20 protein-coding genes are annotated in these 19,724 nt (G+C 66.6%); 13 read left to right on the plus strand and 7 right to left on the minus strand.

Going from position 1 to position 19,724, the window contains the following annotated elements:
- Nucleotides 1-117: 117 nt before the first annotated feature.
- The 5 genes from glaH (at nucleotide 118) to FHR95_RS13185 (ending at nucleotide 6,076) form a co-directional block, all read left to right on the plus strand.
- Nucleotides 118-1,098, plus strand: coding sequence for a glutarate dioxygenase GlaH (gene glaH / locus FHR95_RS13165; RefSeq protein WP_183314716.1), 981 nt, complete (start codon nucleotides 118-120; stop codon nucleotides 1,096-1,098).
- Between the two features lie 83 nt (nucleotides 1,099-1,181).
- Nucleotides 1,182-2,378 carry an L-2-hydroxyglutarate oxidase gene (lhgO, locus tag FHR95_RS13170; protein WP_183314717.1) on the plus strand — a complete coding sequence of 399 codons (1,197 nt, stop codon included), beginning with the start codon at nucleotides 1,182-1,184 and terminating at the stop codon, nucleotides 2,376-2,378.
- Between the two features lie 172 nt (nucleotides 2,379-2,550).
- Nucleotides 2,551-3,510: a TAXI family TRAP transporter solute-binding subunit gene (locus FHR95_RS13175; protein ID WP_183314718.1), complete on the plus strand. Its 960-nt coding sequence runs from the start codon at nucleotides 2,551-2,553 to the stop codon at nucleotides 3,508-3,510.
- 6 nt (nucleotides 3,511-3,516) lie between these two features.
- A complete protein-coding gene (locus tag FHR95_RS13180) occupies nucleotides 3,517-4,041 on the plus strand; it encodes a DUF1850 domain-containing protein (RefSeq protein ID WP_040184414.1) in 525 nt (174 codons plus the stop codon).
- Nucleotides 4,042-4,066: 25 nt separating this feature from the next.
- Complete coding sequence (locus FHR95_RS13185) at nucleotides 4,067-6,076, plus strand: TRAP transporter permease (RefSeq protein WP_183314719.1); 2,010 nt, start codon at nucleotides 4,067-4,069, stop codon at nucleotides 6,074-6,076.
- Nucleotides 6,077-6,144: 68 nt separating this feature from the next.
- Here FHR95_RS13185 and FHR95_RS13190 read toward each other — a convergent pair whose 3' ends face one another.
- On the minus strand, nucleotides 6,145-6,702 hold the full coding sequence (locus FHR95_RS13190; RefSeq protein ID WP_183314720.1) for a hypothetical protein: 558 nt from the start codon (nucleotides 6,700-6,702) through the stop codon (nucleotides 6,145-6,147).
- A gap of 221 nt (nucleotides 6,703-6,923) precedes the next feature.
- Here FHR95_RS13190 and purE point away from each other — a divergent pair, with 221 nt between their 5' ends.
- The 6 genes from purE (at nucleotide 6,924) to FHR95_RS13220 (ending at nucleotide 12,416) form a co-directional block, all read left to right on the plus strand.
- On the plus strand, nucleotides 6,924-7,436 hold the full coding sequence (gene purE / locus FHR95_RS13195) for a 5-(carboxyamino)imidazole ribonucleotide mutase (protein ID WP_183314721.1): 513 nt from the start codon (nucleotides 6,924-6,926) through the stop codon (nucleotides 7,434-7,436).
- 11 nt (nucleotides 7,437-7,447) lie between these two features.
- Nucleotides 7,448-8,560 carry a 5-(carboxyamino)imidazole ribonucleotide synthase gene (locus tag FHR95_RS13200; RefSeq protein ID WP_183314722.1) on the plus strand — a complete coding sequence of 371 codons (1,113 nt, stop codon included), beginning with the start codon at nucleotides 7,448-7,450 and terminating at the stop codon, nucleotides 8,558-8,560.
- Between the two features lie 171 nt (nucleotides 8,561-8,731).
- Nucleotides 8,732-9,985, plus strand: coding sequence for a ferredoxin reductase family protein (locus FHR95_RS13205; RefSeq protein WP_183314723.1), 1,254 nt, complete (start codon nucleotides 8,732-8,734; stop codon nucleotides 9,983-9,985).
- Complete coding sequence (locus FHR95_RS17350; protein WP_183314724.1) at nucleotides 9,982-10,335, plus strand: cytochrome b5 domain-containing protein; 354 nt, start codon at nucleotides 9,982-9,984, stop codon at nucleotides 10,333-10,335. Before FHR95_RS13205 ends, FHR95_RS17350 begins: the two co-directional genes overlap by 4 nt.
- Nucleotides 10,336-10,423: 88 nt before the next feature.
- The gene (locus FHR95_RS13215) at nucleotides 10,424-11,626 is read left to right on the plus strand and encodes a cation:proton antiporter domain-containing protein (protein ID WP_221199328.1); all 1,203 of its coding nucleotides are present in this window, start codon (nucleotides 10,424-10,426) and stop codon (nucleotides 11,624-11,626) included.
- Between the two features lie 55 nt (nucleotides 11,627-11,681).
- Nucleotides 11,682-12,416 (plus strand): glutamine amidotransferase-related protein, encoded by a 735-nt coding sequence (locus FHR95_RS13220; protein WP_183314725.1) that lies wholly within the window; start codon nucleotides 11,682-11,684, stop codon nucleotides 12,414-12,416.
- Between the two features lie 76 nt (nucleotides 12,417-12,492).
- Here the strand turns inward: FHR95_RS13220 and FHR95_RS13225 are convergent, their stop codons facing one another.
- From FHR95_RS13225 to FHR95_RS13250, 6 genes are all read right to left on the minus strand, one after another.
- Entirely contained in the window at nucleotides 12,493-13,263 is a 771-nt protein-coding gene (locus FHR95_RS13225; protein ID WP_221199329.1) for a transporter substrate-binding domain-containing protein, read from the minus strand.
- Between the two features lie 146 nt (nucleotides 13,264-13,409).
- On the minus strand, nucleotides 13,410-14,141 hold the full coding sequence (locus FHR95_RS13230) for an ABC transporter permease (protein WP_040184424.1): 732 nt from the start codon (nucleotides 14,139-14,141) through the stop codon (nucleotides 13,410-13,412).
- Nucleotides 14,141-14,845 carry an ABC transporter permease gene (locus FHR95_RS13235; protein ID WP_040184427.1) on the minus strand — a complete coding sequence of 235 codons (705 nt, stop codon included), beginning with the start codon at nucleotides 14,843-14,845 and terminating at the stop codon, nucleotides 14,141-14,143. The genes FHR95_RS13230 and FHR95_RS13235 overlap by 1 nt, the downstream gene beginning before the upstream one ends.
- Nucleotides 14,846-14,869: 24 nt before the next feature.
- A complete protein-coding gene (locus FHR95_RS13240; protein ID WP_183314726.1) occupies nucleotides 14,870-15,640 on the minus strand; it encodes an ABC transporter ATP-binding protein in 771 nt (256 codons plus the stop codon).
- Nucleotides 15,641-15,848: 208 nt separating this feature from the next.
- A complete protein-coding gene (locus tag FHR95_RS13245) occupies nucleotides 15,849-16,835 on the minus strand; it encodes a succinylglutamate desuccinylase (RefSeq protein ID WP_183314727.1) in 987 nt (328 codons plus the stop codon).
- Nucleotides 16,825-17,652: a DUF1338 domain-containing protein gene (locus tag FHR95_RS13250; RefSeq protein ID WP_246378580.1), complete on the minus strand. Its 828-nt coding sequence runs from the start codon at nucleotides 17,650-17,652 to the stop codon at nucleotides 16,825-16,827. The genes FHR95_RS13245 and FHR95_RS13250 overlap by 11 nt, the downstream gene beginning before the upstream one ends.
- A 243-nt stretch (nucleotides 17,653-17,895) precedes the next feature.
- Here FHR95_RS13250 and FHR95_RS13255 point away from each other — a divergent pair, with 243 nt between their 5' ends.
- Both FHR95_RS13255 and wrbA read left to right on the plus strand, forming a co-directional pair.
- Nucleotides 17,896-18,771 carry a methyltransferase domain-containing protein gene (locus tag FHR95_RS13255; protein WP_183314728.1) on the plus strand — a complete coding sequence of 292 codons (876 nt, stop codon included), beginning with the start codon at nucleotides 17,896-17,898 and terminating at the stop codon, nucleotides 18,769-18,771.
- Nucleotides 18,772-18,892: 121 nt separating this feature from the next.
- Entirely contained in the window at nucleotides 18,893-19,489 is a 597-nt protein-coding gene (gene wrbA / locus FHR95_RS13260) for an NAD(P)H:quinone oxidoreductase (protein WP_183314729.1), read from the plus strand.
- The last annotated feature ends 235 nt before the right edge of the window (nucleotides 19,490-19,724 follow it).

The raw sequence follows: 19,724 nt of genomic DNA on the forward strand, positions 1-19,724 counted from the left end.
TCCCTGTTATCCGGCGAAGCCATTGGCATTTTTCAGGGCGAGGGTATATATTTTGACAAAATAAAAAAATATAGATATTTTGAAACTGTATCTACGAAGCCCCATGGAGTCCCCGACATGACCGTATTGACCCAACTCCCCGAGACCGCCATGCCCCTGCCTGCCGATATCCACGGCTTCACGCTGACGCCGTCTGCCCAGTCACCGCGTCTGCTGCAGCTGACCGTCAGCCGCGAGATTGTCGAGGCCTTTCTCGAGGCCGTTGCCGAGTGGCCGGTGCAGGCGCTGGAGTACAAGTCCATGCTGCGCTTTCGGGTGGCGAGTATCCTCGATGATCTGTGCGAGAACACTCTGCAGCCGGTGTTGGTGAATACGCTGGTGGATCGCGCCACCGGTGGCTTTCAGGTGGTTCCAGAAGGGCTCGACGCCGTCGAGCAGGCCGACGAGATGGTCAAGTTCGCCACGGCCGTGGCACACCTGATGGGGCGTTCCAACTACGACGCCATGAGCGGGCAGTACTACGCCCGCTTCGTGGTCAAGAACGTCGACAACTCCGACAGCTACCTGCGTCAGCCCCACCGGGTGATGGAACTGCACAACGACGGGACCTTCGTCGAGCAGGACACCGACTACGTGCTGATGATGAAGATCGACGAGCAGAACATGGAGGGCGGTAACTCGCTGCTGCTGCACCTGGACGACTGGGAGGGGCTGGAGCGCTTCTATCACCATCCGCTGGCACGCCGGCCGATGCGCTGGACCGCGCCGCCCAGCAAGAATGTCGGCAAGGACATCTACCATGCGGTGTTCGACGTTGACGCCAGCGGCTTGCCGATCATGTCCTACATCGACCAGTTCGTGCAGCCCAAGGACTTCGAGGAAGGTAACTGGCTGACCGACCTCTCCGAGTCGCTCGAGAACAGCCCGGCGATCCTCTCGGTGCCCAACCCGGTGGGCAGCTTTCTGCTGATCAACAACCACTTCTGGCTGCACGGCCGCGACCGCTTCAAGGCACACCCGGACCTGCGCCGCGAGCTGATGCGCCAGCGTGGCTACTTCACCCATGCCAAGACCCTGCGCAACCCGCGCCAGGTCTGAGACCTGCGTCAACCGACGAGGTACCCTGACGAGGCCACGCCGTGACGACGGTGTGGCCGTCTCATTGGAGGAGCGAGCACGGCATGTACGATTTCATCATCATCGGCGGCGGCATCCTGGGCATGTCCACCGCCATGCAGCTCAAGCAGGCCTATCCCGATCGCCGCATGCTGGTGGTGGAGAAGGAGGGCGAGGCGGCGCGCCATCAGACCGGCCATAACAGCGGCGTGATCCACGCCGGCGTCTATTACACGCCGGGCAGTCTCAAGGCGCGTTTCTGCCTTGAGGGTAATCGAGCCACCAAGGCCTTCTGCGAGGCCCACGGCATCCCCTACGACAGCTGCGGCAAGCTGCTGGTGGCCACCAACGACCTGGAAATGCAGCGCATGAAGGCGCTGTGGGAGCGCACCGAGGCCAACGGCCTCACGCGCGAGTGGCTGGGTCCCGAGGCGCTTCGCGAGCGTGAGCCAAACATCACCGGGGTTGGCGGCATCTTCGTGCCCTCCAGCGGTATCGTCGACTATGCGGCGGTGACCCGGGCCATGGCCGCGGAGTTCGAGCGCCTGGGTGGCGAGATTCGCTACAACGCCGAAGTCACTGGCCTGGCGGAGCGTCGCCGGGAAGTGGTGGTGACGACCGGTGCCGGCGAGTTCACCGGACGCTACCTGGTGACCTGCTCGGGGCTGATGGCCGATCGGGTGGTGCGCATGCTGGGCCAGGACCCGGGCTTTACCATCTGTCCCTTCCGCGGCGAGTACTATCAGCTTCCCGCCGAACACAGCGACATCGTCAACCACCTGATCTACCCGATCCCCGACCCCTCCATGCCCTTCCTGGGCGTGCACTTGACGCGGATGATCGACGGCTCAGTCACCGTCGGCCCCAATGCCGTGCTGGCACTGAAGCGCGAGGGCTATCGCCGCCGTGACGTCTCGCCCCGGGACCTGGCGCAGATGCTCACCAACCCCGGCATCCTCAAGGTACTGGGCCGCAATCTGCGACCGGGCCTTGTCGAGATGAAGAACTCGCTGCACAAGCGCGGATACCTTGAGCTGGTGCGCAAGTACTGCCCCAGCCTGGAGCTGGAGGATCTTGGCCCCTATCCGGCCGGGGTGCGGGCCCAGGCGGTGTCGCGTGACGGCAAGCTGGTGGATGACTTCCTGTTCGTGAATACCCCGCGCACCGTCAATGTGGGCAATGCCCCGTCGCCGGCGGCCACCTCGGCGATCCCCATCGGCGCGCATATCGTCGACAAGGTGAAGGCCCTGGTCGAGGAGTGAGCGAGGTATCGACCTTGGATGAATTGCCGAAAATGCCGCGGATCGTAGAAATAGTGGAATTGGGTTCTCACGCAGCGACCGTGCTAGCGTGAAACCCGGCGCCAGGGATGACGGCGCCGGAAGACTTCACAACAAACCTGACAAACCTGGTTCGAAAACCCGGAGGATTGCCATGCGACTTCTCAAGTGCACCGCGGCCGCCGCCCTGCTGGCCACGGCCCCGCTGGCTGCCGCCCAGCAGCTTTCCATCGCCACTGGCGGTACTGGCGGCACCTATTATCCCCTCGGCGGTGGTCTGGCCGAGATGATCGGCAAGCATATCGAAGGCTACGACGCCGTGGCCGAGGTGACCGGTGCGTCGGTAGAGAACATGGGCCTGGTATGGCGCGGTGATTCCGACCTGGCGCTGGCGCTGGCCGATACCGTGCATCAGGCCTACAACGGCACCGGTGATTTCGAGGGCCGTCAGCTCGAGAATATCCGCGCGCTGGCATCCGTCTACCCCAATGCGGTGCAGATCGTCACGCTGGCCGATTCCGGCATCGAGTCGCTCGCTGACCTCGAGGGCAAGACCATCTCTGTCGGCGCGCCGGGCAGCGGTACCGAGCTCAACGCCCGCGCAGTGCTCGAGGCCAACGGCATCACCTACGACGACATCGACCCGCGTCGTCTCAACTTCAACGAGACCGCCGATGCCATCCGCGATGGCGACATCGCCGCCGGTTTCTGGAGCGTGGGGCCGCCCACCAGCTCGATCATGAACCTGGCCACCACGCGCGACATTCGTCTGGTTGGGCTGAGCGACGAGGAGGTCGCCAATTCCCGCGAGGAGTCGCCGGTGTTCGCCCGCTACAGCCTTCGCGAAGGCCTTTACGAGGGCATGGAAGGCTCGGTGCAGACCCTCGGTATCCCCAATGTGCTGGCGGTGAGCAGCGAGATGGACGAGGAGCTGGCCTATCAGATCACCAAGATGCTCTTCGAGCGCACCGGCGAGCTGATCGATATCCATCCGGCGGCCAACGATACCACCGTGGAATTCAGCATCGAGTCCACGCCGATCGCCTTCCACCCCGGCGCGCTGCGCTATTACGAAGAGATCAATGCCGAGATCGCTGACCATCAGCGTCCCTGAAGGCGCATGCATGCATCACGCCTGAGCAAGGGGCGGGCCTGGCTGCCCGCCCTGATGCTTTTTGTGGGCCTGCTTGCGCAGGGCTCGGCGGTTGCTGCCGAGGAGGCTCGGCTGGAGGTGCTCGACGCCGACGGAAAGCGCCTGGTGAGCCTGCCGATGCCCGAGGGAGACGGCTGGTGCCTGGAGTGGAACCACTCGGTCGAAGGGTTCCCGGTGCAGGACTGCTATCGCCACCGGAGGGGCCGCATGGTCCTGGTGCGCAGCCACCTGCCCGACTTTGCTGCCGGGCTTGATCATATCCCCGGGCGCGGCCGCCAGGTCTCCGACGGCGAGGGCGGCTACTGGATCGAGGCGATCGACGAACCGGTGCCGGGCAATGCCTACCGGCTGAGGGTGGGGGCGATGCGCGTCGACCACCGACTGGTGGTCGACGGCGAGCGCATCAGCCTGAGTCGTCTGGCCGAGAACCAGCGGGTGACCCTCCGTCTGACCCTGCCCAGCGTTGCTCCCGCTATAGACGACCCTCAGTGAACAATAATCCTGCGAGACCATCACGATGAGCGATTCGGGCAACTCTCCCATCATTCCCGGCAGTCAGGCGAACCATTCACGCCCGGTGCTGTGGTTGATCACCCTGGTGGCGGTGGGACTGTCACTGTTCCAGCTCTATTCTGCCGGTATCCAGCCGCTGGGCCTCTTCTACCAGCGCAGCATCCACCTGATGCTGATCATGATGCTGGCCTTCCTGATGTTTCCGTTGCCGGGGCCGAGGCATGATCGCGGGCTCGTCACCGGGCTGGTCGATACGCTCTTTCTGTTCGGGGCGCTGATCACCGGGGGCTACCTGGTGCTCTTTCTCGACGAGATCATCAACCGCGCCGGCTTCTGGAGCCAGACCGACATCGTGATCGGCTGTATTGCCACCGTCACCGTGCTCGAAGCGGCACGGCGGGCGGTGGGTCTGGGCATGACCATCATCGGCCTGATCGCCATCCTCTACGCCCTGGCCGGACCGCGCGGCGACCTGCCGTGGCTGGGCCAGTTTCTGCCGGGCATCCTCGAGCACCGCGGCTACAACCTCGACCGCCTGGTGGGCCAGCTCTACCTGGGCCAGGAGGGCATCTTCGGCCTGCCCATGGGCGTGGCGGCCACCTATATCTTCATCTTCGTGCTGTTCGGGGCCTTTCTGGAGATCACCGGCGCCGGCAAGTTCTTCATCGACCTGGCCTATGCCGCCACGGGCCGCCAGCGCGGCGGCCCGGCCAAGGCAGCTGTGATCGCCTCCGCCGGCATGGGCTCGATTTCCGGCAGCGCCATCGCCAACGTGGTGACCACCGGGGCCTTCACTATCCCGCTGATGAAGCGCCTGGGCTACAAGCCCCACCAGGCCGGCGGTATCGAGGCGGCGGCCTCTACCGGCGGGCAGATCATGCCGCCGCTGATGGGCGCCGGGGCCTTCCTGATCGCCGAATACACCCGGATGCCCTACCTCGACGTCGTCAAGGTGAGCATCCTGCCGGCGATCATGTACTTCGCCACCGTCTATCTCTTCGTGCACATCATCGCCCTCAAGCAGGGCATGCAGGGCATGGCGCGTTCCGAACTGCCCCAGATGCGCGACGTCATGGGCGCCGGCTGGCACTTCCTGCTGCCGCTGCTGGTGCTGGTATGGCTGCTGGTGATGAACATGTCGCCGATGCGGGTCGGCTACTATGCCATTCTCACCATGCTGGCCGTGGCGGTGCTGCGCTTTGCGGTGTGGTTCCTGTTCATCGCCCCCCGCGAGGGGCAGAGGGTGACCGCGGAGACGCTGCGCGAGGCGTGCAAGGTCGGGCTGATCAAGCTGGTTGGCGGCCTTGAACTGGGCGCGCGCAATGCCGTGGCGGTCTCCATGGCCTGTGCCGTGGCCGGCATCATCGTCGGCGTGGTGGGCCTGACCGGACTGGGGCTGAAGTTTTCCTCCATGATGATGGCCTTCTCCGGCGGCAACCTGCTGCTGGCACTGGTGATGGTGCTGCTGGCCAGCCTGGTGCTGGGCATGGGCCTGCCGGTCACCGCCAGTTACATCGTGCTGATCGTGCTGGTGGGGCCGGCGCTGACCGCCGAGTTCGGGGTGCCGCTGCTGATCGCCCACCTGGTGGTGTTCTGGTACTCGCAGGACTCCAACGTCACGCCGCCCATTGCTCTGGCCGGTTTCGCCGGTGCGGCGATCGCCGGGGCCAAGCCCATGGATACCGGCTTTCAGGCCTGGAAGTTCGCCAAGGGGCTCTATCTGATTCCGCTGTTCATGGTCTACAACCCGGAAATCATCATGGGGGGACCGCTGCCCCTGCTGGTGTGGACCGCCTTCACCGGCCTGCTGGCGCTGGGGGCCTTTGCCGCGGCCCTGGAAGGGTACCTGTTCACCCGCATGGGCTTGCTGGCGCGCGCGCTGCTGCTGCCGGGGATCGTCGCGGTCTTCTATCCCGACCTGCTGGTAGAGGTCGCCGGCGCCGTCGTGATGGTGCTGGTACTGGCCGGTAACTGGCTGGTCAGTCGCCGTGAGGCTGGGGCCGCGCTCGGCTGACGCGCCGAACGAACGCCGTGGGCCCGCCCGGCAGTGCCGGACGGGCCCAGGCATTGTGTCTTGGTGACTTACGGTGAGGTTTCGGTCTCGCCCTCTGTTGCGACATTCTCGGCCGATTCGCCGTTGGTGTCGGTCGCCGCCTCGTTGCTATCCGCGTCACCCGAGGTCATTTCCCTGGCTTCGTCGACCAGCTCGCTGGCCTTCTGCTGGGCGGCGTCCACGGCGTCGGCGGTGACTTCGCGGGCCGACTCGACGGCATCGGCAGTGGCGTCACGAGCGGCGTCCAGGGCGTTTTCGGCCTCGTCTGCCGCTTCTTCGCCGACGTTATCGGCTGTCTGGGCGGCCTCGCTGGCCTCCTGTGCCGCCTCGTCTCCAGCGGCATCGAGGGTGTCTCCCGCCTCGTCGGCGGCCTGTCCGGCTTGCGTTTCCACAGCTTCGACTGCCTCTCCGGCGGCCTCGGCCGTCTCTTCGGCGGTCTGCTCTGCCGACTCGACGGCTTGCTCAAGCTCCTGCTCAGCCGGTTCTTCCTGCTGTGTGGTCGGCTCGCTCGGTTCGCTGTCGGAGTCGCAGCCGACGAGCAGCAGTGAGCCGGCCAGTGCCGTGGTAAAGATCAGTGAACGCTTCATGGTGTTCTCCTTGAGAGTTTCCCGTCGGGCTTGTCCTTGCTGCCCTCTCATCATGACCCTAGCAATCAATTGCGGATTCAGCATGCAAACCCTTGTCTTCCGAGAGCGACAGTCCCAAGGAAAGCAATAGCTGTCCGGTTGGTCTAGATGACTGTCAGGACCCACAACGCTAGAATGTGCGGTTTCCTTTTTGCAGGTAGGCGGTCGCCAAGGAGCAAGCCATGCAGTCCGATACACAGGCGCCGAAGGTCGGCGTGATCATGGGGTCGAAGTCCGACTGGCCGGTGATGGAGCATGCCGTGGCAATGCTCGAGCGGCTTGGTGTGCCCTGCGAGACGCGGGTGGTGTCCGCCCACCGTACGCCTGACCTGCTCTTCGACTATGCCAAGGGCGCCGCCGAGCGAGGGCTTCAGGTGATCATCGCCGGTGCCGGCGGGGCGGCTCACCTGCCGGGCATGGTGGCCTCCCAGACGGCGCTGCCAGTGCTGGGGGTGCCGGTGGAATCCAAGGCACTCAAGGGCCTGGACTCACTGCTCTCCATCGTGCAGATGCCCGGCGGCATCGCCGTGGGCACGCTCGCCATCGGCAAGGCCGGCGCCACCAATGCCGGCCTTCTGGCCGCGCAGATTGTCGGCCTGCAGGACGCGACAGTGCGCACCGCCGTGGAGGCCTTCCGCGCCGAGCAAACGCAGACGGTGCTCGACAACCCCGACCCCCGGCCTGAAAGCGAATGAAGGAGACCACCATGAATATCGGCGTCCTGGGTGCCGGCCAGCTCGGCCGCATGTTGGCCCTCGCCGGCTACCCGCTGGCCAACCGCTTCACCTTCCTCGACACCACCGGGCACCCCAGTGCCGGCATCGGGGACGTGATGATCGACACCGATCGCCGGCACCTCGAGGCCTTCCTGGAGAAGGTCGACCTGGTGACTTACGAGTTCGAGCACCTGCCCGTTTCGCTCGTCCAGGCGATCGAGGAAGTCAGGCCCGTCCACCCCTCCAGCGAGGCTATCCGCGTCTGCCAGAACCGCGCCGAGGAGAAGGCGCTGTTCGACCGCCTGGGCATCCCTACGCCGGCCTACCGCCTGGTGGAGCACGCCGACGAGCTGGAGACGGCGGCCCGCGAGCTGGGCTGCCCGGTGGTGGCCAAGTCGGTCACCGAGGGCTACGACGGCAAGGGCCAGGCGGTACTAAAGGACCCGACCGAGGCCCAAGACGCCTGGCGTGCGATCAACCACCCGCGGCTGGTCGTCGAGGCCTTCGTCGACTTCGTGCGCGAGGTGTCGATCATCGCCGTGCGCGGGCGCGATGGCGAGGTGGCCTTCTACCCCATGGCCGAGAACCAGCATGTGGACGGCATCCTGCGCTATTCCATCGCGCCGATGCCGGACCTCGACGCGCGGCTCCAGCAGGTTGCCGATGGCTATATCCGTGCGCTGCTCGATGAACTCGACTATGTGGGCGTGCTGACCCTGGAGCTGTTCCAGACACGCGACGGGACCCTGCTGGCCAACGAGATGGCGCCCCGTGTGCACAACTCCGGCCACTGGTCGATCGACGGCGCGGTCACCAGCCAGTTCGAGAACCACCTGCGTGCCATCCAGGGCCTGCCACTGGGCGATACCGCGGCGCGCATGCCGACCTGCATGGTCAACGTGATCGGCCGGGAAGGTGACCCGGCGGCGATCCTGGCCCTCCCGGATGCCCACCTGCACCGTTACGACAAGAGCGAGCGCCCCGGCCGCAAGCTGGCCCACGTCAACCTGCTGGCGCCCACCCATGAGCTGCTGCTGGAGCGGGTGCGCGACTGCGCGGCGCTGTTGCCGGACGCCCCGGCGCCGCGCTTCAGCTTCGAGTAGGCCGGGTTCGCCCGCCGCCATGAGGAAGGCCCCGCAAATGCGGGGCCTTCCGTGTTTCCGGGCCTGCCCCGGCTGACCGGGATCAAGGAAGCGTCGACTCGTGACGCTTTCGATTGATCCCGGCGCCGTCAGGAGAACAATGGGAGGACGACACCGGGGCAGGGAGGGAGGATGAAACACCATCCGAGAGCGGGTGATCTCGCCCTGGCGGCGGCGGTGCTGTTGCCGCTGGTGGTGGCCCTGCCGCGGCTGGGCTGGCCCGCCGATGATGCCGGCGCCTGGCTGGCCTGGGTCGGCCGTGCCGCGGGGATCCTGGGGCTCGCCATGCTGCTGCTGGCGGCGGCGACCAGCATCCGGGTGCCGGGCTGGGATCGTCCCTTTGGCGGGTTGGCCCGGCTCTGGCGCCTGCACCACGCTCTGGCGCTGGCACTGGCGGCGGTGCCGCTGGGAATGCCGGTGGCGGTGGACGTGCTCTTCCCGCCCTTATCCCGAGGCCCCGTCTGGCTCGGCTGGTTGGCCTGGCTGGCGATGCTGCTGTTCCTCGCCCCCACCTTCGGCTTCTTCGGCCGGCCCCGCTACCAGACCTGGAAGCGTCTTCACCTGGTGTCGGCCGCGGCCCTGCTGCTGGCCCTGGCCCACGCCCTGCCGCTGGCGGGGGAGGCCTGGCCTTGGTGGCTGCTGGGGCTGGCCGGCCTGGCGGCCATCGCCTGGCGCAAGCTGGGCTCGCATCGGGCGCGGCTGGCCTATCGCATCGAGACGGTGGAGCCGCTAGCCCGCGGGGTGGTGGAACTGGTGCTCGCCCCGCAGGGACGGCGGCTGGTTCATGAGCCCGGGCAGTTCGTCTACCTGGCCCCGTTGGATAAGACCCTGGCGGCCGGCCGCGGCGAGGAGCATCCCTATACCATTGCCTCGGCCCCGGCCGATGACCGCCTGCGCATTGGCATCAAGGACCTGGGCGATGCCAGCCACGCCCTGCAGTCGGTGACGCCGGGGTCGATGGTGCAGGTCGAGGGCCCCTACGGCGACGTCTTCGGCCGCCATCCGTCGGGGCGCCACCGGCTCTGGCTCGGCGGGGGGATCGGCATCACGCCCTTCGTTAGCGGGGCCCGCGACCTGCTGGCCCGGGGAATGGTGGAGGGGAAGGTGCTGCTGGTCTACCTGGCCAACCGTCCGCAACGGGCCTACTACCTGGACGAGCTCGAGGCGATCGCCGAGCGGCTGCCGGGCTTCTCGGTGGTGGCGCACTACTACCTCGAGCGGGGCGCCCTGGACGTGGCCTTCCTCGCCACGCACTGCCCCGACGTCGCCGAGCGGGAGATCCATCTCTGTGGCCCGCCGGCCATGAACGCCCACCTGAGACGTCTGCTCGTCGGCCAGGGGGTGCCGCGCTCACGCATCCATAGCGAGGTCCTCGATTTCCTGTGAACACCGTCGCCTACACTGCCTTCGTCGCCTTCCTCTCCAGCGTGCTGACCCTGGTCTCGATCAATGCGCTCTCCTCGCCGGACCCGGCGGCCCCTGACGATCCCGAGGCCATCACCCGCGAGGCGCTGGCCCGCCACGACAGCGCCGAGAGCTGCTGGAAGGCCATCCACGGCTCGGTCTATGACGTCACCGGTTTTATCGCCGACCACCCGACCTCCGCGGCGGTGATGCTGGCGTGGTGCGGCCGCGACGCCAGCAAGGCGTGGGACAACAAGCGTCCCGGGCGGCCCCACAGCAGCTTCGCCGAGGGCATGCTGGAGCGCTTCCGGATCGGCCGGCTGGTCGACTAGGCTTCGCTTCTCCGGGCACGATGCCCGGCGCCGCCATGCTAGGCTGGGTGTTCGGCAACCAGTCCCCTAGCGATGAGGAAACGATACGGTGACGCTCCCCGACACACTCGCCTGGCTGCCTATTGACCCGAGCTTTTCCGCGGTCAGCCTGATACTGCTGGGCGTGATCCTCGCCACGAGCATCCTCGCCGACGCGGTGGCCAGCCGAACCCGACTGCCGCGTATCTCGCTGCTGGTAATGGTGGGCGTCGGGGTGGCGGTCATCCAGCAGTGGGGCCTGGATCAACCCGGCGCCCGCCCGCTCGACGGCCTGGCCGAGCCGCTCATCCAGGTGGCCCTGGTGATGGTGGCCTTTCTGCTCGGCGGCGAGCTGACCCTGGAGCGCCTGCGCAGCACCGGGCCCCTTATCCTGATCGTCTCGCTGTCGGTGATTCTGGCCGGGGTGCTGTCCGTCGGCCTTGGTCTGCTGGCGTTGGGCTTTCCGCTGGTGGTGACGGTGTCGCTGGCCGCTATCTCGGTGGCCACCGACCCGGCGGCGGTCAGCGAAACGATCCATGAGAGCGGCGACAGTCGGCTGCGTGCTCGGCTACTGCTGGGCATCGTCGCCATCGATGACGCCTGGGGCATCCTGGCCTTCGGCCTGGCCATGGCACTGCTCGGCTGGTGGCTCTCCGGGGACGGGGGGGTGGCGCTGCTGCATGCGACCTGGGAACTGGGCGGGGCGCTACTGCTGGGCACTGCGATCGGGCTGCCGGCTGCCTGGTTGACGGGGCGCCTGCGCCCGGGAGAGCCGACCCAGGTCGAGGCCATCGCGCTGATCCTGCTGCTGGCCGGGATGTCCTCCTGGCTGGGTGTCTCGGCGCTGCTGGCCGCGATGGTCGCCGGTGTGCTGGTGGCCAATCTCTCCACCCACCATACCCGCTCCTTCAACGAGATCGAGCAGATCGAGTGGTCCTTCCTGGTGTTCTTCTTCGTGCTCTCGGGAGCCAGCGTCGATCTGCAACAGTTGGACGAGGCGCTTGGCCTGACCCTGGCCTATATCCTGCTGCGCCTGGCGGGGCGCTACCTCGGGGGTTTGCTGGGCGTGCGCCTTGCCCGGGAGCGCCAGGCCGAACTGCCGAGCAATATCGGCCTGGCGCTGACGCCCCAGGCGGGGGTCGCGATGGGCATGGCGCTGCTCGCGGCCGAACGTTTTCCCGAACACGGTCCGGTGCTGCTTGCGACAGTCGTGGCCTCTACCGTGTTCTTCGAGATCCTCGGTCCGCTGCTGGTCAAACGGGTGTTGCGCTGATGCCGCCGCGAGTCGTATGGCGTGAGAGGGGCAAGACGATGCGGGAGAGAAGGACATGATAATCGGACTGCTGCAGTGTGACGACGTGGCGCCGGCGCTGCGCGGCGTCCACGGCAACTATCCCGAGATGTTCGAGGCGCTGTTTCAGCGCGTCGACCCGAGCCTGACGTTCCGGGTCTGGCGCTGCCTGGACGGCGAGATTCCCGACGATGTCGAGGCGGTGGATGCCTGGCTGACCACGGGCTCGAAGTTCGGGGTCAATGACGACCTGCCCTGGATCGCCGAGCTCGAGGCCTTCGTGCGTACCCTCTGGGCGGCGGGCAAGCCGCTGGTCGGCATCTGCTTCGGCCATCAGCTGATGGCCAGGGCGCTGGGTGGCGAGGTGGCGAAGAGCGACAAGGGCTGGGGCGTGGGCCTGTCGTTCAACCGGGTCACCGAGCGGGCCGACTGGATGACACCCTGGCAGGCCGGGCTCGACCTGGTGGTGAGCCACCAGGATCAGGTGGAACGGCTGCCGGAGGGCGCCCGTGTGCTGGGTGGCAGCGACTTCTGCCCCACCTATCTGATGCAGGTCGGTGAGCACTTTCTGGGCGTGCAGGGGCATCCGGAGTTCACCCGGGGCTACTCCCGGGACCTGATGGCGCTGCGGGCTGACCTGGTCGGCGAACATCGGGTTCGCGAGGGGGCGGCGTCGCTCTCGGCGCCGGTAGATGACACCCTGATGGCCCGCTGGATTCTGGCCTTCATGCGCCAGGCCATCGAGAAACGCGAGAACGACGCTCGAGCCTGATCATGAGGGCGCGAGCAGAACGCATGACCGGGGCCCTCGGGCCCCGGTCGGATCGGCTTGCCGCTTGCTGCTGGGTTTACTCCTCGCCGAAGTACCTGGCGTGGATCTCGTCGTAGGTGCCGTTCTCCTGCAGGGTCGCGAGCGCCTCGTTGAAGGCTTCGGCCAGTTCCTGATCGCGCTGGCGGAAGGCGATGCCAAAGCCTTCGCCGAAGTACTCCTTGGGCTCGGTAATCTTCTCGCCGACCACCTTGTAGTCACCCGCCTCGCTCTCCAGAAGGGTAGACTTGCCGATCGGGAAGTCGAGGAACGCCGCGTCGAGGCGGCCCGAATCCATGTCCAGCACCATGTCGTCGGCGGTGGCGTAGCGGTTGACGTCGGCCACGTCGCCGTACATGTCGGTCACGTAGTTATCCTGCAGGGTGCCGCGCTGGACGCCGAGGGTGAGGCCTTCGAGGGTCTCCTCGGACGGGGTGCCGATCTCGACGTCTGTCGGGGCGAACCAGGCCGACGGCGGGGTGATGTAGGGATCGGAGAACAGCACTTGCTCACGACGCTGCTCGTTGATGGTCATCGAGGACATGATGGCGTCGTACTTGCGCGCCTGGAGGCCGGGGATGATGCCGTCCCAGCCCTGCACGACCCACTCGCAGTCGATGCCGATCTCGGCGCACAGGGCGTTGCCCAGGTCGATGTCGAACCCGGTCAGCTCGCCCTCGGGGGTGCGGTACTCCATGGGCTCGTAGGGCACATCGACGCCGATGCGGATGTCGCGGACCTCGGCACTGGCGCTGCCGGCAACCAGGGCGGCGCCGACCACGCCGAGACTCAGGATCTTGTTTATTTTCATGGGTGTCTTCCCGTGTTGTTGGTGGTTTCACCTTGTGGGTGATGACGTGACCACGATAGCGGATGCCCGGGTCGGTCGAAAGGGGGAACCGGTCGCTTTCAAACGCCGGTTCCCAACGCTTGTTTTACGCTTGTCGTCGTCACCTGTCAGCCGCTGGCGGGCTTGAGGTGTGCCAGCAGGCGCCGCTCCAGGTAGCGGAACAGGTAGAGGATCGCGAAGGTCAGGCAGAGATAGATGGCCGCGACGAACAGGAAGGCCTCGAAGGGCGCATAGAACCGTGCATAGACGAAGCGGGCCGCCCCGGTCAGGTCCATGATGGTGACCACGCTGGCAATGGCACTGGCATGGAGCATGAAGATCACCTCGTTGCCATAGGCCGGCAGGGCGCGTCGGAAGGCGCTGGGCAGCACGATGCGGCGCAGCATCAGCCCCCGGGACATGCCGTAGGCCCGTGCTGCCTCGATCTCGCCGCGCGCGGTGGACTTGATGGCGCCGCGAAATATCTCGGTGGTGTAGGCCGCGGTATTGAGGGTGAAGGCGATCAGCGCCGGGACGAACGGCTTCTCGAGGATCACCCACAGCCAGGTCTCCTGGATGCCGTCGACGAACACCACGCCATAGTAGATCAGGTAGAGCTGCACCAGCAGCGGCGTGCCGCGGAACACATAGCAATAGAGGAAGATCGGCAGGCTGATCCAGCGATAGCGCGAGCCGCGGCCGATGGCCAGCGGCACCGCCAGTACCAGGCCGATGATCAGCGACAGGAACACCAGCTGCACGGTGGTGACCAGGCCCTCGCCGTAGTAGCCGAGGGTCTGCAGGGTGAAGATGCTGTTGTCGGCGAGCTGGGCCTCCAGCCAGGTCATCAGGGCGTCCATCAGTCTGCCTCCCGGAAGCCGACGTCATAGCGTTTCTGCAGTCGCGCGAAGCCCCACTCGGAGACCGTGGCGATCAGCAGGTAGATAACGGCGACGATGATCATGAAGGTGAACGGCTCGCGGGTGGCCTTGGAGGCCTCGGCGGCCACGCGAACCATGTCGGTCAGGCCGATCACCGAGACCAGCGCGGTGGTCTTGAGCAGTACCATCCAGTTGTTGGAGAGACCCGGGATGGCGTGGCGCATCATCTGGGGAAAGCGGATACGCCGGAACAGCAGCCAATGGCTCATGCCGTAGGCGCGCCCGGCCTCGATCTGGCCGCTATCCACCGCCAGGAAGGCGCCGCGGAAGGTCTCGCCCATGTAGGCGCCGAAGATCAGCCCGATGGTGACCACCCCGGCGACGAACTCGTTGACGTTGATGAAGACGTCCCAGCCGAAGCGTTCGTAGAGCTGGTCGGTGATCATGTTGATGCCGATCTGGCCGCCGAAGAACAGCAGCATCATCAGCACCAGATCGGGTACGCCGCGAATGACGGTGGTATAGAGGGTGCCGATGCGGTGGGCCAGCCAGCTTCGCGACATCTTGGCGGTGGCGGTCAGCAGGCCCAGCACGATGGCCAGGATCAGCGAGAGCACTGCCAGCTCGATGGTGATCAGCGCGCCTTCGGCGAGACGCGGGCCGTAGCCGTGAAGGTCGATCATGGGAGTCTCCTCGTCCGGGTCGCCTCAGTGCTTGGGCGCCAGGAACTGCTTGAGTCGCTCGGAGCGCGGGTTGCCCAGCACTTCCTGCGGCGGGCCGGCCTCCTCGACCCGCCCCTGGTGGAGGTAGATCACCTCGGTGGAGACATCGCGGGCGAAGGCCATCTCGTGGGTGACCACGATCATGGTGCGACCCTCGTCGGCGAGGTCGCGCATCACCTTCAGCACATCGCCGACCAGCTCCGGGTCCAGCGCCGAGGTTGGCTCGTCGAAGAGCATGACCTCGGGGTCCATCGCCAGCGCCCTGGCGATGGCCCCGCGCTGCTGCTGGCCGCCGGACATCTGGGCCGGGTAGTAGTCGGCGCGCTCAGCCAGTCCGACCCGCTCGAGCAGCTGTCGGGCATGGGCGATGGCCTCCTTCTTGGGCTTGCCGAGCACGTGTATCGGCGCCTCGATGACGTTCTCGAGCAGCGTCATGTGGGCCCACAGGTTGAAGCTCTGGAAGACCATCGAGAGCCTGGCGCGCATGCGTACCACCTGCTTCCAGTCGGCGGGCTCACGGCCGTGCTTGGTCTCCTTGAAGCGGATCTCCTCGCCATGGACGAACAGGTCACCTTCATCGGGTTGCTCGAGGAGGTTCATGCAGCGCAGGAATGTGCTCTTGCCGGAGCCGGAGGCGCCGATCAGGGTGATCACATCGCCCTTGTGAGCCTTCAGGGAGAGGCCCTTGAGGACCTCGGCGTCGCCAAAGCGCTTGGTAATGTTGCGCACTTCCAGCGGAATCGGGGTATCGGCCATGGAACAGGCTCCAGATCGTGGGCGGTCCGCCGCATCGCGGGTCGGCCGCTGCGGGCCGGGAAAAGAGGGCGATTCTAACAGGCCGGTGGCGTTCCGGAAGGGGACCGCGGCGCGTCGGGTATTCTACCGCTATCGGGAAGGGCGATGGCATGGGTCATGGGGAATCTCCTGGCAATTGTTGTTGTGGGATGCCGGGGGCAGCGGGGCATCACGCCGGCGGCGGGCTGGGTGCCACCAGCAGTGCCGCCCGCGCGCCGACCTCGACGTCGGCATTGGGGAAGACCACCGACAGCGGGGTCTCACCGACGCGAGTCTCACCGCCGATGGCATCTTCCGCCAGCCGGGTGCCCGGCGGGAACTCGGTGAAGTTGGGGGTATCGTCGGGAAAGCAGAGCCGGAAGGCCTCGCTGTGGCGCAGCAGTTCGTGTTCGGCGCGGAAGAAGGCCATGCTGCCGGCGTCGCCGGCAGCCGGCTCACGACCCTCGACCAGCGCCTCGAGCAGCCGTCCCATGGGAGCCAGCGGGGCGAGTTCGTTGTGGCCGAATGGCAGGGCACGACCCAGTTCCAGGGTGAAGGATGCCGCGCCGTGATAGTGCTTCGCGTAGTGCGAGAAGGTCCAGCTGTGGCGGTGCTGGTGCAGCACGGCCTGGATGCCGGCGGCGGCCAGCCAGCGCCACTGCTCGGCAGGCGTCGGGGCCGTGCCGAAGGGCTCGACCACGAAGCGCGGGAAGCGGCTGTCGCGGATCGCCGTGTGCAGATCATAGTGCAGGCGCTCCCGGTCGACGTGACGGCCATAGAAGGCGTCTACCTCGGCCATCAGCGCCCTTGCGCGGTCGGGTTCGGCACCCGTCTCCGCGAGGTCGCGGCGGAACAGTCGGTTGAGGTTGGTGGTGACATAGCGCTGGCCACGCCGGATCGCCTCGGGGTTGCCCAGGATCACCAGCAGCGGCGCCCCCAGACGCACTAGGCCGGCTTCCAGGCGAGCAAGAACCTCGCCGAGCAGCTCCATCGGAGCCGTCTCGTTGCCGTGAATGCCGACCGAGAGCACACAGGCTTTGGCGCCTGCCGAGGCGGCGTCCGGCACGAGTTCGAGCACTCCCGGGGCCAGCAGACGGAAATCCCCCCCGGCGACCCTGCCGCCGGTGCGGGAGGGGGTGCGTCCTTCCAGGCCCTGGTCGAGCCACTCAGCCAGCATGGTCGGGGCGAGCGTCGGTGGACTCGAAGATCCGGTCGGCGCTGGCGGCGACGAAGCCTTGATAGAGCCGACCGTCGGCATCCGCATAGCGCCGGGCAAACTCGTAGTAGCAGGTGGGAATCTCCTCGACTCGGCCGCCGGAGAAGGTGAAGGGCATGCGGTCGGCGAGCGTCGAGGCCTGCTCGAGCAGCACCTCGGGAGAGCCCTTGATGCGGCCACCGGAGGCGTTGATGCCCAGTCCCAGCGATTCGACCCTGGTCAGCAGCTTCTCCAGGGTATCGTGATGGCGCAGGTGGTTGACGCTGACCGTGAAGTGGTTGGCCCGCAGCCCGATGATCGATAGCCAGGCGGCGTATTCGCTCTCTTCCGCCAGGGTCTGGTACTCCGCCCAGGTCGGCGCTTCCCACAGGCGGCCCGCCCACATCACCTCGGGTGAGGCGACTCGCGCGGGGTCGATCTGCTCGACCAGCTCGTCGATGATCCTCTGGGCACTGGCCGAGAGTTCACGGCACTTCAGCTCCGAGAGAAAGACCCTGGGCTGGTCATCCCTCGGCGGCAGGTAACCCCAGGCACGCAACTTCTTGGCCTCGAAGTCGTAGGGCTCCAGCGGCGTGTAGCCCAGTGCCAGCAAGTGAGGCTCCAGGTCGGCCAGGCGAATGGGGCCGCGGTCGAAGGTGCGAAAGGCCACATGATCGTTGACGATGGTCTCGCCATCGGCAACCAGAGCGTCATGGATGCGGCTCGCCTGGGGCGTCATGGCGGTATAGTCGTCCCACAGGCGGGCGAAGAACTGCTCGAGGCTCATCTCGGAAGGCATAGGGGCACCTGTTGTCGATGTTGTGGTGTCGTGCTGACACCATCCTGTTCGTCGCCGTCGGACTCAAGAGCGAGGGTCGGTCGGATGAAAGTGGCGGGGCCCAGGGTGAAACTCTGCATCGGGCCGGGCAAGAGCACCCCTCGTCGTTGCTTCCGACTGAGGCAAGGCCGTGACCTTTGCACGATGGGGCGTGGCGCCATCTCCGGCTAGAATGGCGACGCCGTCTGCCACCAGGAGAGTACCGTGACCGACCATGCCCGCCACCTCGATGCCCACTATGACGCACCCGGCGTGGATTCGCCCGGCGTACAGAACGGGCTGGGCCTGCTGACGCGCCTGCGAGCGGCGTTCCGCGACGCAGGATTCGACCCCGACCACCTTACGTTGGACGAGATCGCCGGCATCGACCAGTTGCATCTGGGTGGGCGACGGGCCAGTCGCTCTCTGGCAGCCCAGGGTGAGCTCGCTCCCGGCAGCCGGGTGCTGGACGTGGGCTGCGGGACTGGCGGGGCGAGCCGGCTTCTGGCGGCAGAATTCGGCGCCGAAGTGACCGGGGTGGACATCACCGCGGCCTTCATCGAGGTTGCCGGCTGGCTGAGCCATGCGACCGGTCTCGATGACCGCACACGCTTCCTGTGCGCCGATGCGGCGCAGACGCCGCTCGCGAGCGCCACCTTCGACGCGGTGTGGTGCCAGCATGCGCTGATGAACATGCCTGATATTGCCGCGGTACTCGCCGAGTGGCGCCGGCTGCTGGTGCCGGGCGGTACGTTGCTGCTGCACGAGGTGGTGGTCGGCAGCGACACCTCGCCGCTGTGCCTGCCGGTCCCCTGGGCGCGTCGCCCCGAGACCAGTCACCTGCGCTCTCGTCAGTCCCTGGAGGCGCTGCTGGCCGAGGGAGGCTTCGCCCCGGTGGCGGTGCAGGACGTCACTGAGACGGCGCTCGCCTGGCGGCGCAAGCACAGCCAGCGGGAGGGCGATGGGGCGCCGTCGGGGCCGGCGCTGCCCGGGCCGGCGCTGATCTTCGGCGAGGTCTTCGCGACGATGGGGCGTAACCTGCGTGACAACCTGGCCGCCGATCGGGTGCGAATCATCGAGGGCGTGTGGCGCAGCGGGTAATGATTCGCTCATGTCGACTGTTGGCATCGATTTTCTTCGCTTCCTTTCGCCCTGTTCGTTCCTAGACTGGTCTTGTTTCGAGGAACGTCTTCGAAGAACACCGACGACAGGAGATAAGCGAATGACCAGGATGCTGGTGCTCTACCACTCCATGTACGGCCACATCGATACCCTGGCCCACACCGTGGCCGAGGGGGCAAAGGGAGTCGATGGCGTCGAGGTCACCGTCAAGCGGGTGCCCGAGACCATGGACGCCGAGGCCTTCGCCAAGGCCGGCGGCCAGTCCTTCGATACCCCCGAGGCGAGCCCCGCGGAACTGGCCGACTTCGATGCCGTGATCTTCGGCAGTCCGACCCGCTTCGGCAACATGTCCGCCCAGATGCGCACCTTCCTCGACCAGACCGGCGGCCTCTGGGCAGGCGGCAAGCTGCGCGGCAAGGTAGCGAGCGTCTTTACCTCCACCGGCACCGGCGGCGGCCAGGAGACTACCATCACCTCCTTCTGGCACACCCTGGCGCACCACGGCATGGTGATCGTGCCGCTGGGCTACGGCATCGGCGAGCAGTACGTCTTCGACCAGGCCGGTGGTGGCAACCCCTACGGCGCCTCAACCATCGCCGGTGGCGACGGCTCTCGCCAGCCCGACGAGCGTGAGCTCAAGATCGCCCGCTTCCAGGGCGAGCACGTCGCGCGCATCGCCGCGAAGCTGGCCGGCTGACGCCGACCCGCAGTGCAGCCAAGACGCCAGGCCCCGACCCGCCTTCTCTGGCAGAGAAGGCGGGTCGGGGCTTTTTCATGAGTTGCTTTCTGGGTGAGTCGCCGACCTGAGGATGTCACGCTCTCCGGGACCTTCTGAGTCTTTTGCCTGCCTGACCCTGGAAACACGGGATCGACTCGTCTAGCCTGAAGTCTCGTTTGTTGCACTGCAGTAATGGTCGCGAAAGCTGCGCGTT

The sequence above is a fragment of the Halomonas fontilapidosi genome, assembly GCF_014192285.1.
GTDB lineage: Bacteria > Pseudomonadota > Gammaproteobacteria > Pseudomonadales > Halomonadaceae > Halomonas > Halomonas fontilapidosi.

Excerpts from the sequence above, each read along its gene's own strand:
- glaH (WP_183314716.1), top strand. The coding sequence starts at position 118 with ATGACCGTATTGACCCAACTCCCCGAGACCGCCATGCCCCTGCCTGCC.
- lhgO (WP_183314717.1), top strand. The coding sequence starts at position 1,182 with ATGTACGATTTCATCATCATCGGCGGCGGCATCCTGGGCATGTCCACC.
- FHR95_RS13175 (WP_183314718.1), top strand. The coding sequence starts at position 2,551 with ATGCGACTTCTCAAGTGCACCGCGGCCGCCGCCCTGCTGGCCACGGCC.
- FHR95_RS13180 (WP_040184414.1), top strand. The coding sequence starts at position 3,517 with ATGCATGCATCACGCCTGAGCAAGGGGCGGGCCTGGCTGCCCGCCCTG.
- FHR95_RS13185 (WP_183314719.1), top strand. The coding sequence starts at position 4,067 with ATGAGCGATTCGGGCAACTCTCCCATCATTCCCGGCAGTCAGGCGAAC.
- FHR95_RS13190 (WP_183314720.1), bottom strand. The coding sequence starts at position 6,702 with ATGAAGCGTTCACTGATCTTTACCACGGCACTGGCCGGCTCACTGCTG.
- purE (WP_183314721.1), top strand. The coding sequence starts at position 6,924 with ATGCAGTCCGATACACAGGCGCCGAAGGTCGGCGTGATCATGGGGTCG.
- FHR95_RS13200 (WP_183314722.1), top strand. The coding sequence starts at position 7,448 with ATGAATATCGGCGTCCTGGGTGCCGGCCAGCTCGGCCGCATGTTGGCC.
- FHR95_RS13205 (WP_183314723.1), top strand. The coding sequence starts at position 8,732 with ATGAAACACCATCCGAGAGCGGGTGATCTCGCCCTGGCGGCGGCGGTG.
- FHR95_RS13220 (WP_183314725.1), top strand. The coding sequence starts at position 11,682 with ATGATAATCGGACTGCTGCAGTGTGACGACGTGGCGCCGGCGCTGCGC.
- FHR95_RS13225 (WP_221199329.1), bottom strand. The coding sequence starts at position 13,263 with ATGAAAATAAACAAGATCCTGAGTCTCGGCGTGGTCGGCGCCGCCCTG.
- FHR95_RS13230 (WP_040184424.1), bottom strand. The coding sequence starts at position 14,141 with ATGGACGCCCTGATGACCTGGCTGGAGGCCCAGCTCGCCGACAACAGC.
- FHR95_RS13235 (WP_040184427.1), bottom strand. The coding sequence starts at position 14,845 with ATGATCGACCTTCACGGCTACGGCCCGCGTCTCGCCGAAGGCGCGCTG.
- FHR95_RS13240 (WP_183314726.1), bottom strand. The coding sequence starts at position 15,640 with ATGGCCGATACCCCGATTCCGCTGGAAGTGCGCAACATTACCAAGCGC.
- FHR95_RS13245 (WP_183314727.1), bottom strand. The coding sequence starts at position 16,835 with ATGCTGGCTGAGTGGCTCGACCAGGGCCTGGAAGGACGCACCCCCTCC.
- FHR95_RS13250 (WP_246378580.1), bottom strand. The coding sequence starts at position 17,652 with ATGCCTTCCGAGATGAGCCTCGAGCAGTTCTTCGCCCGCCTGTGGGAC.
- wrbA (WP_183314729.1), top strand. The coding sequence starts at position 18,893 with ATGACCAGGATGCTGGTGCTCTACCACTCCATGTACGGCCACATCGAT.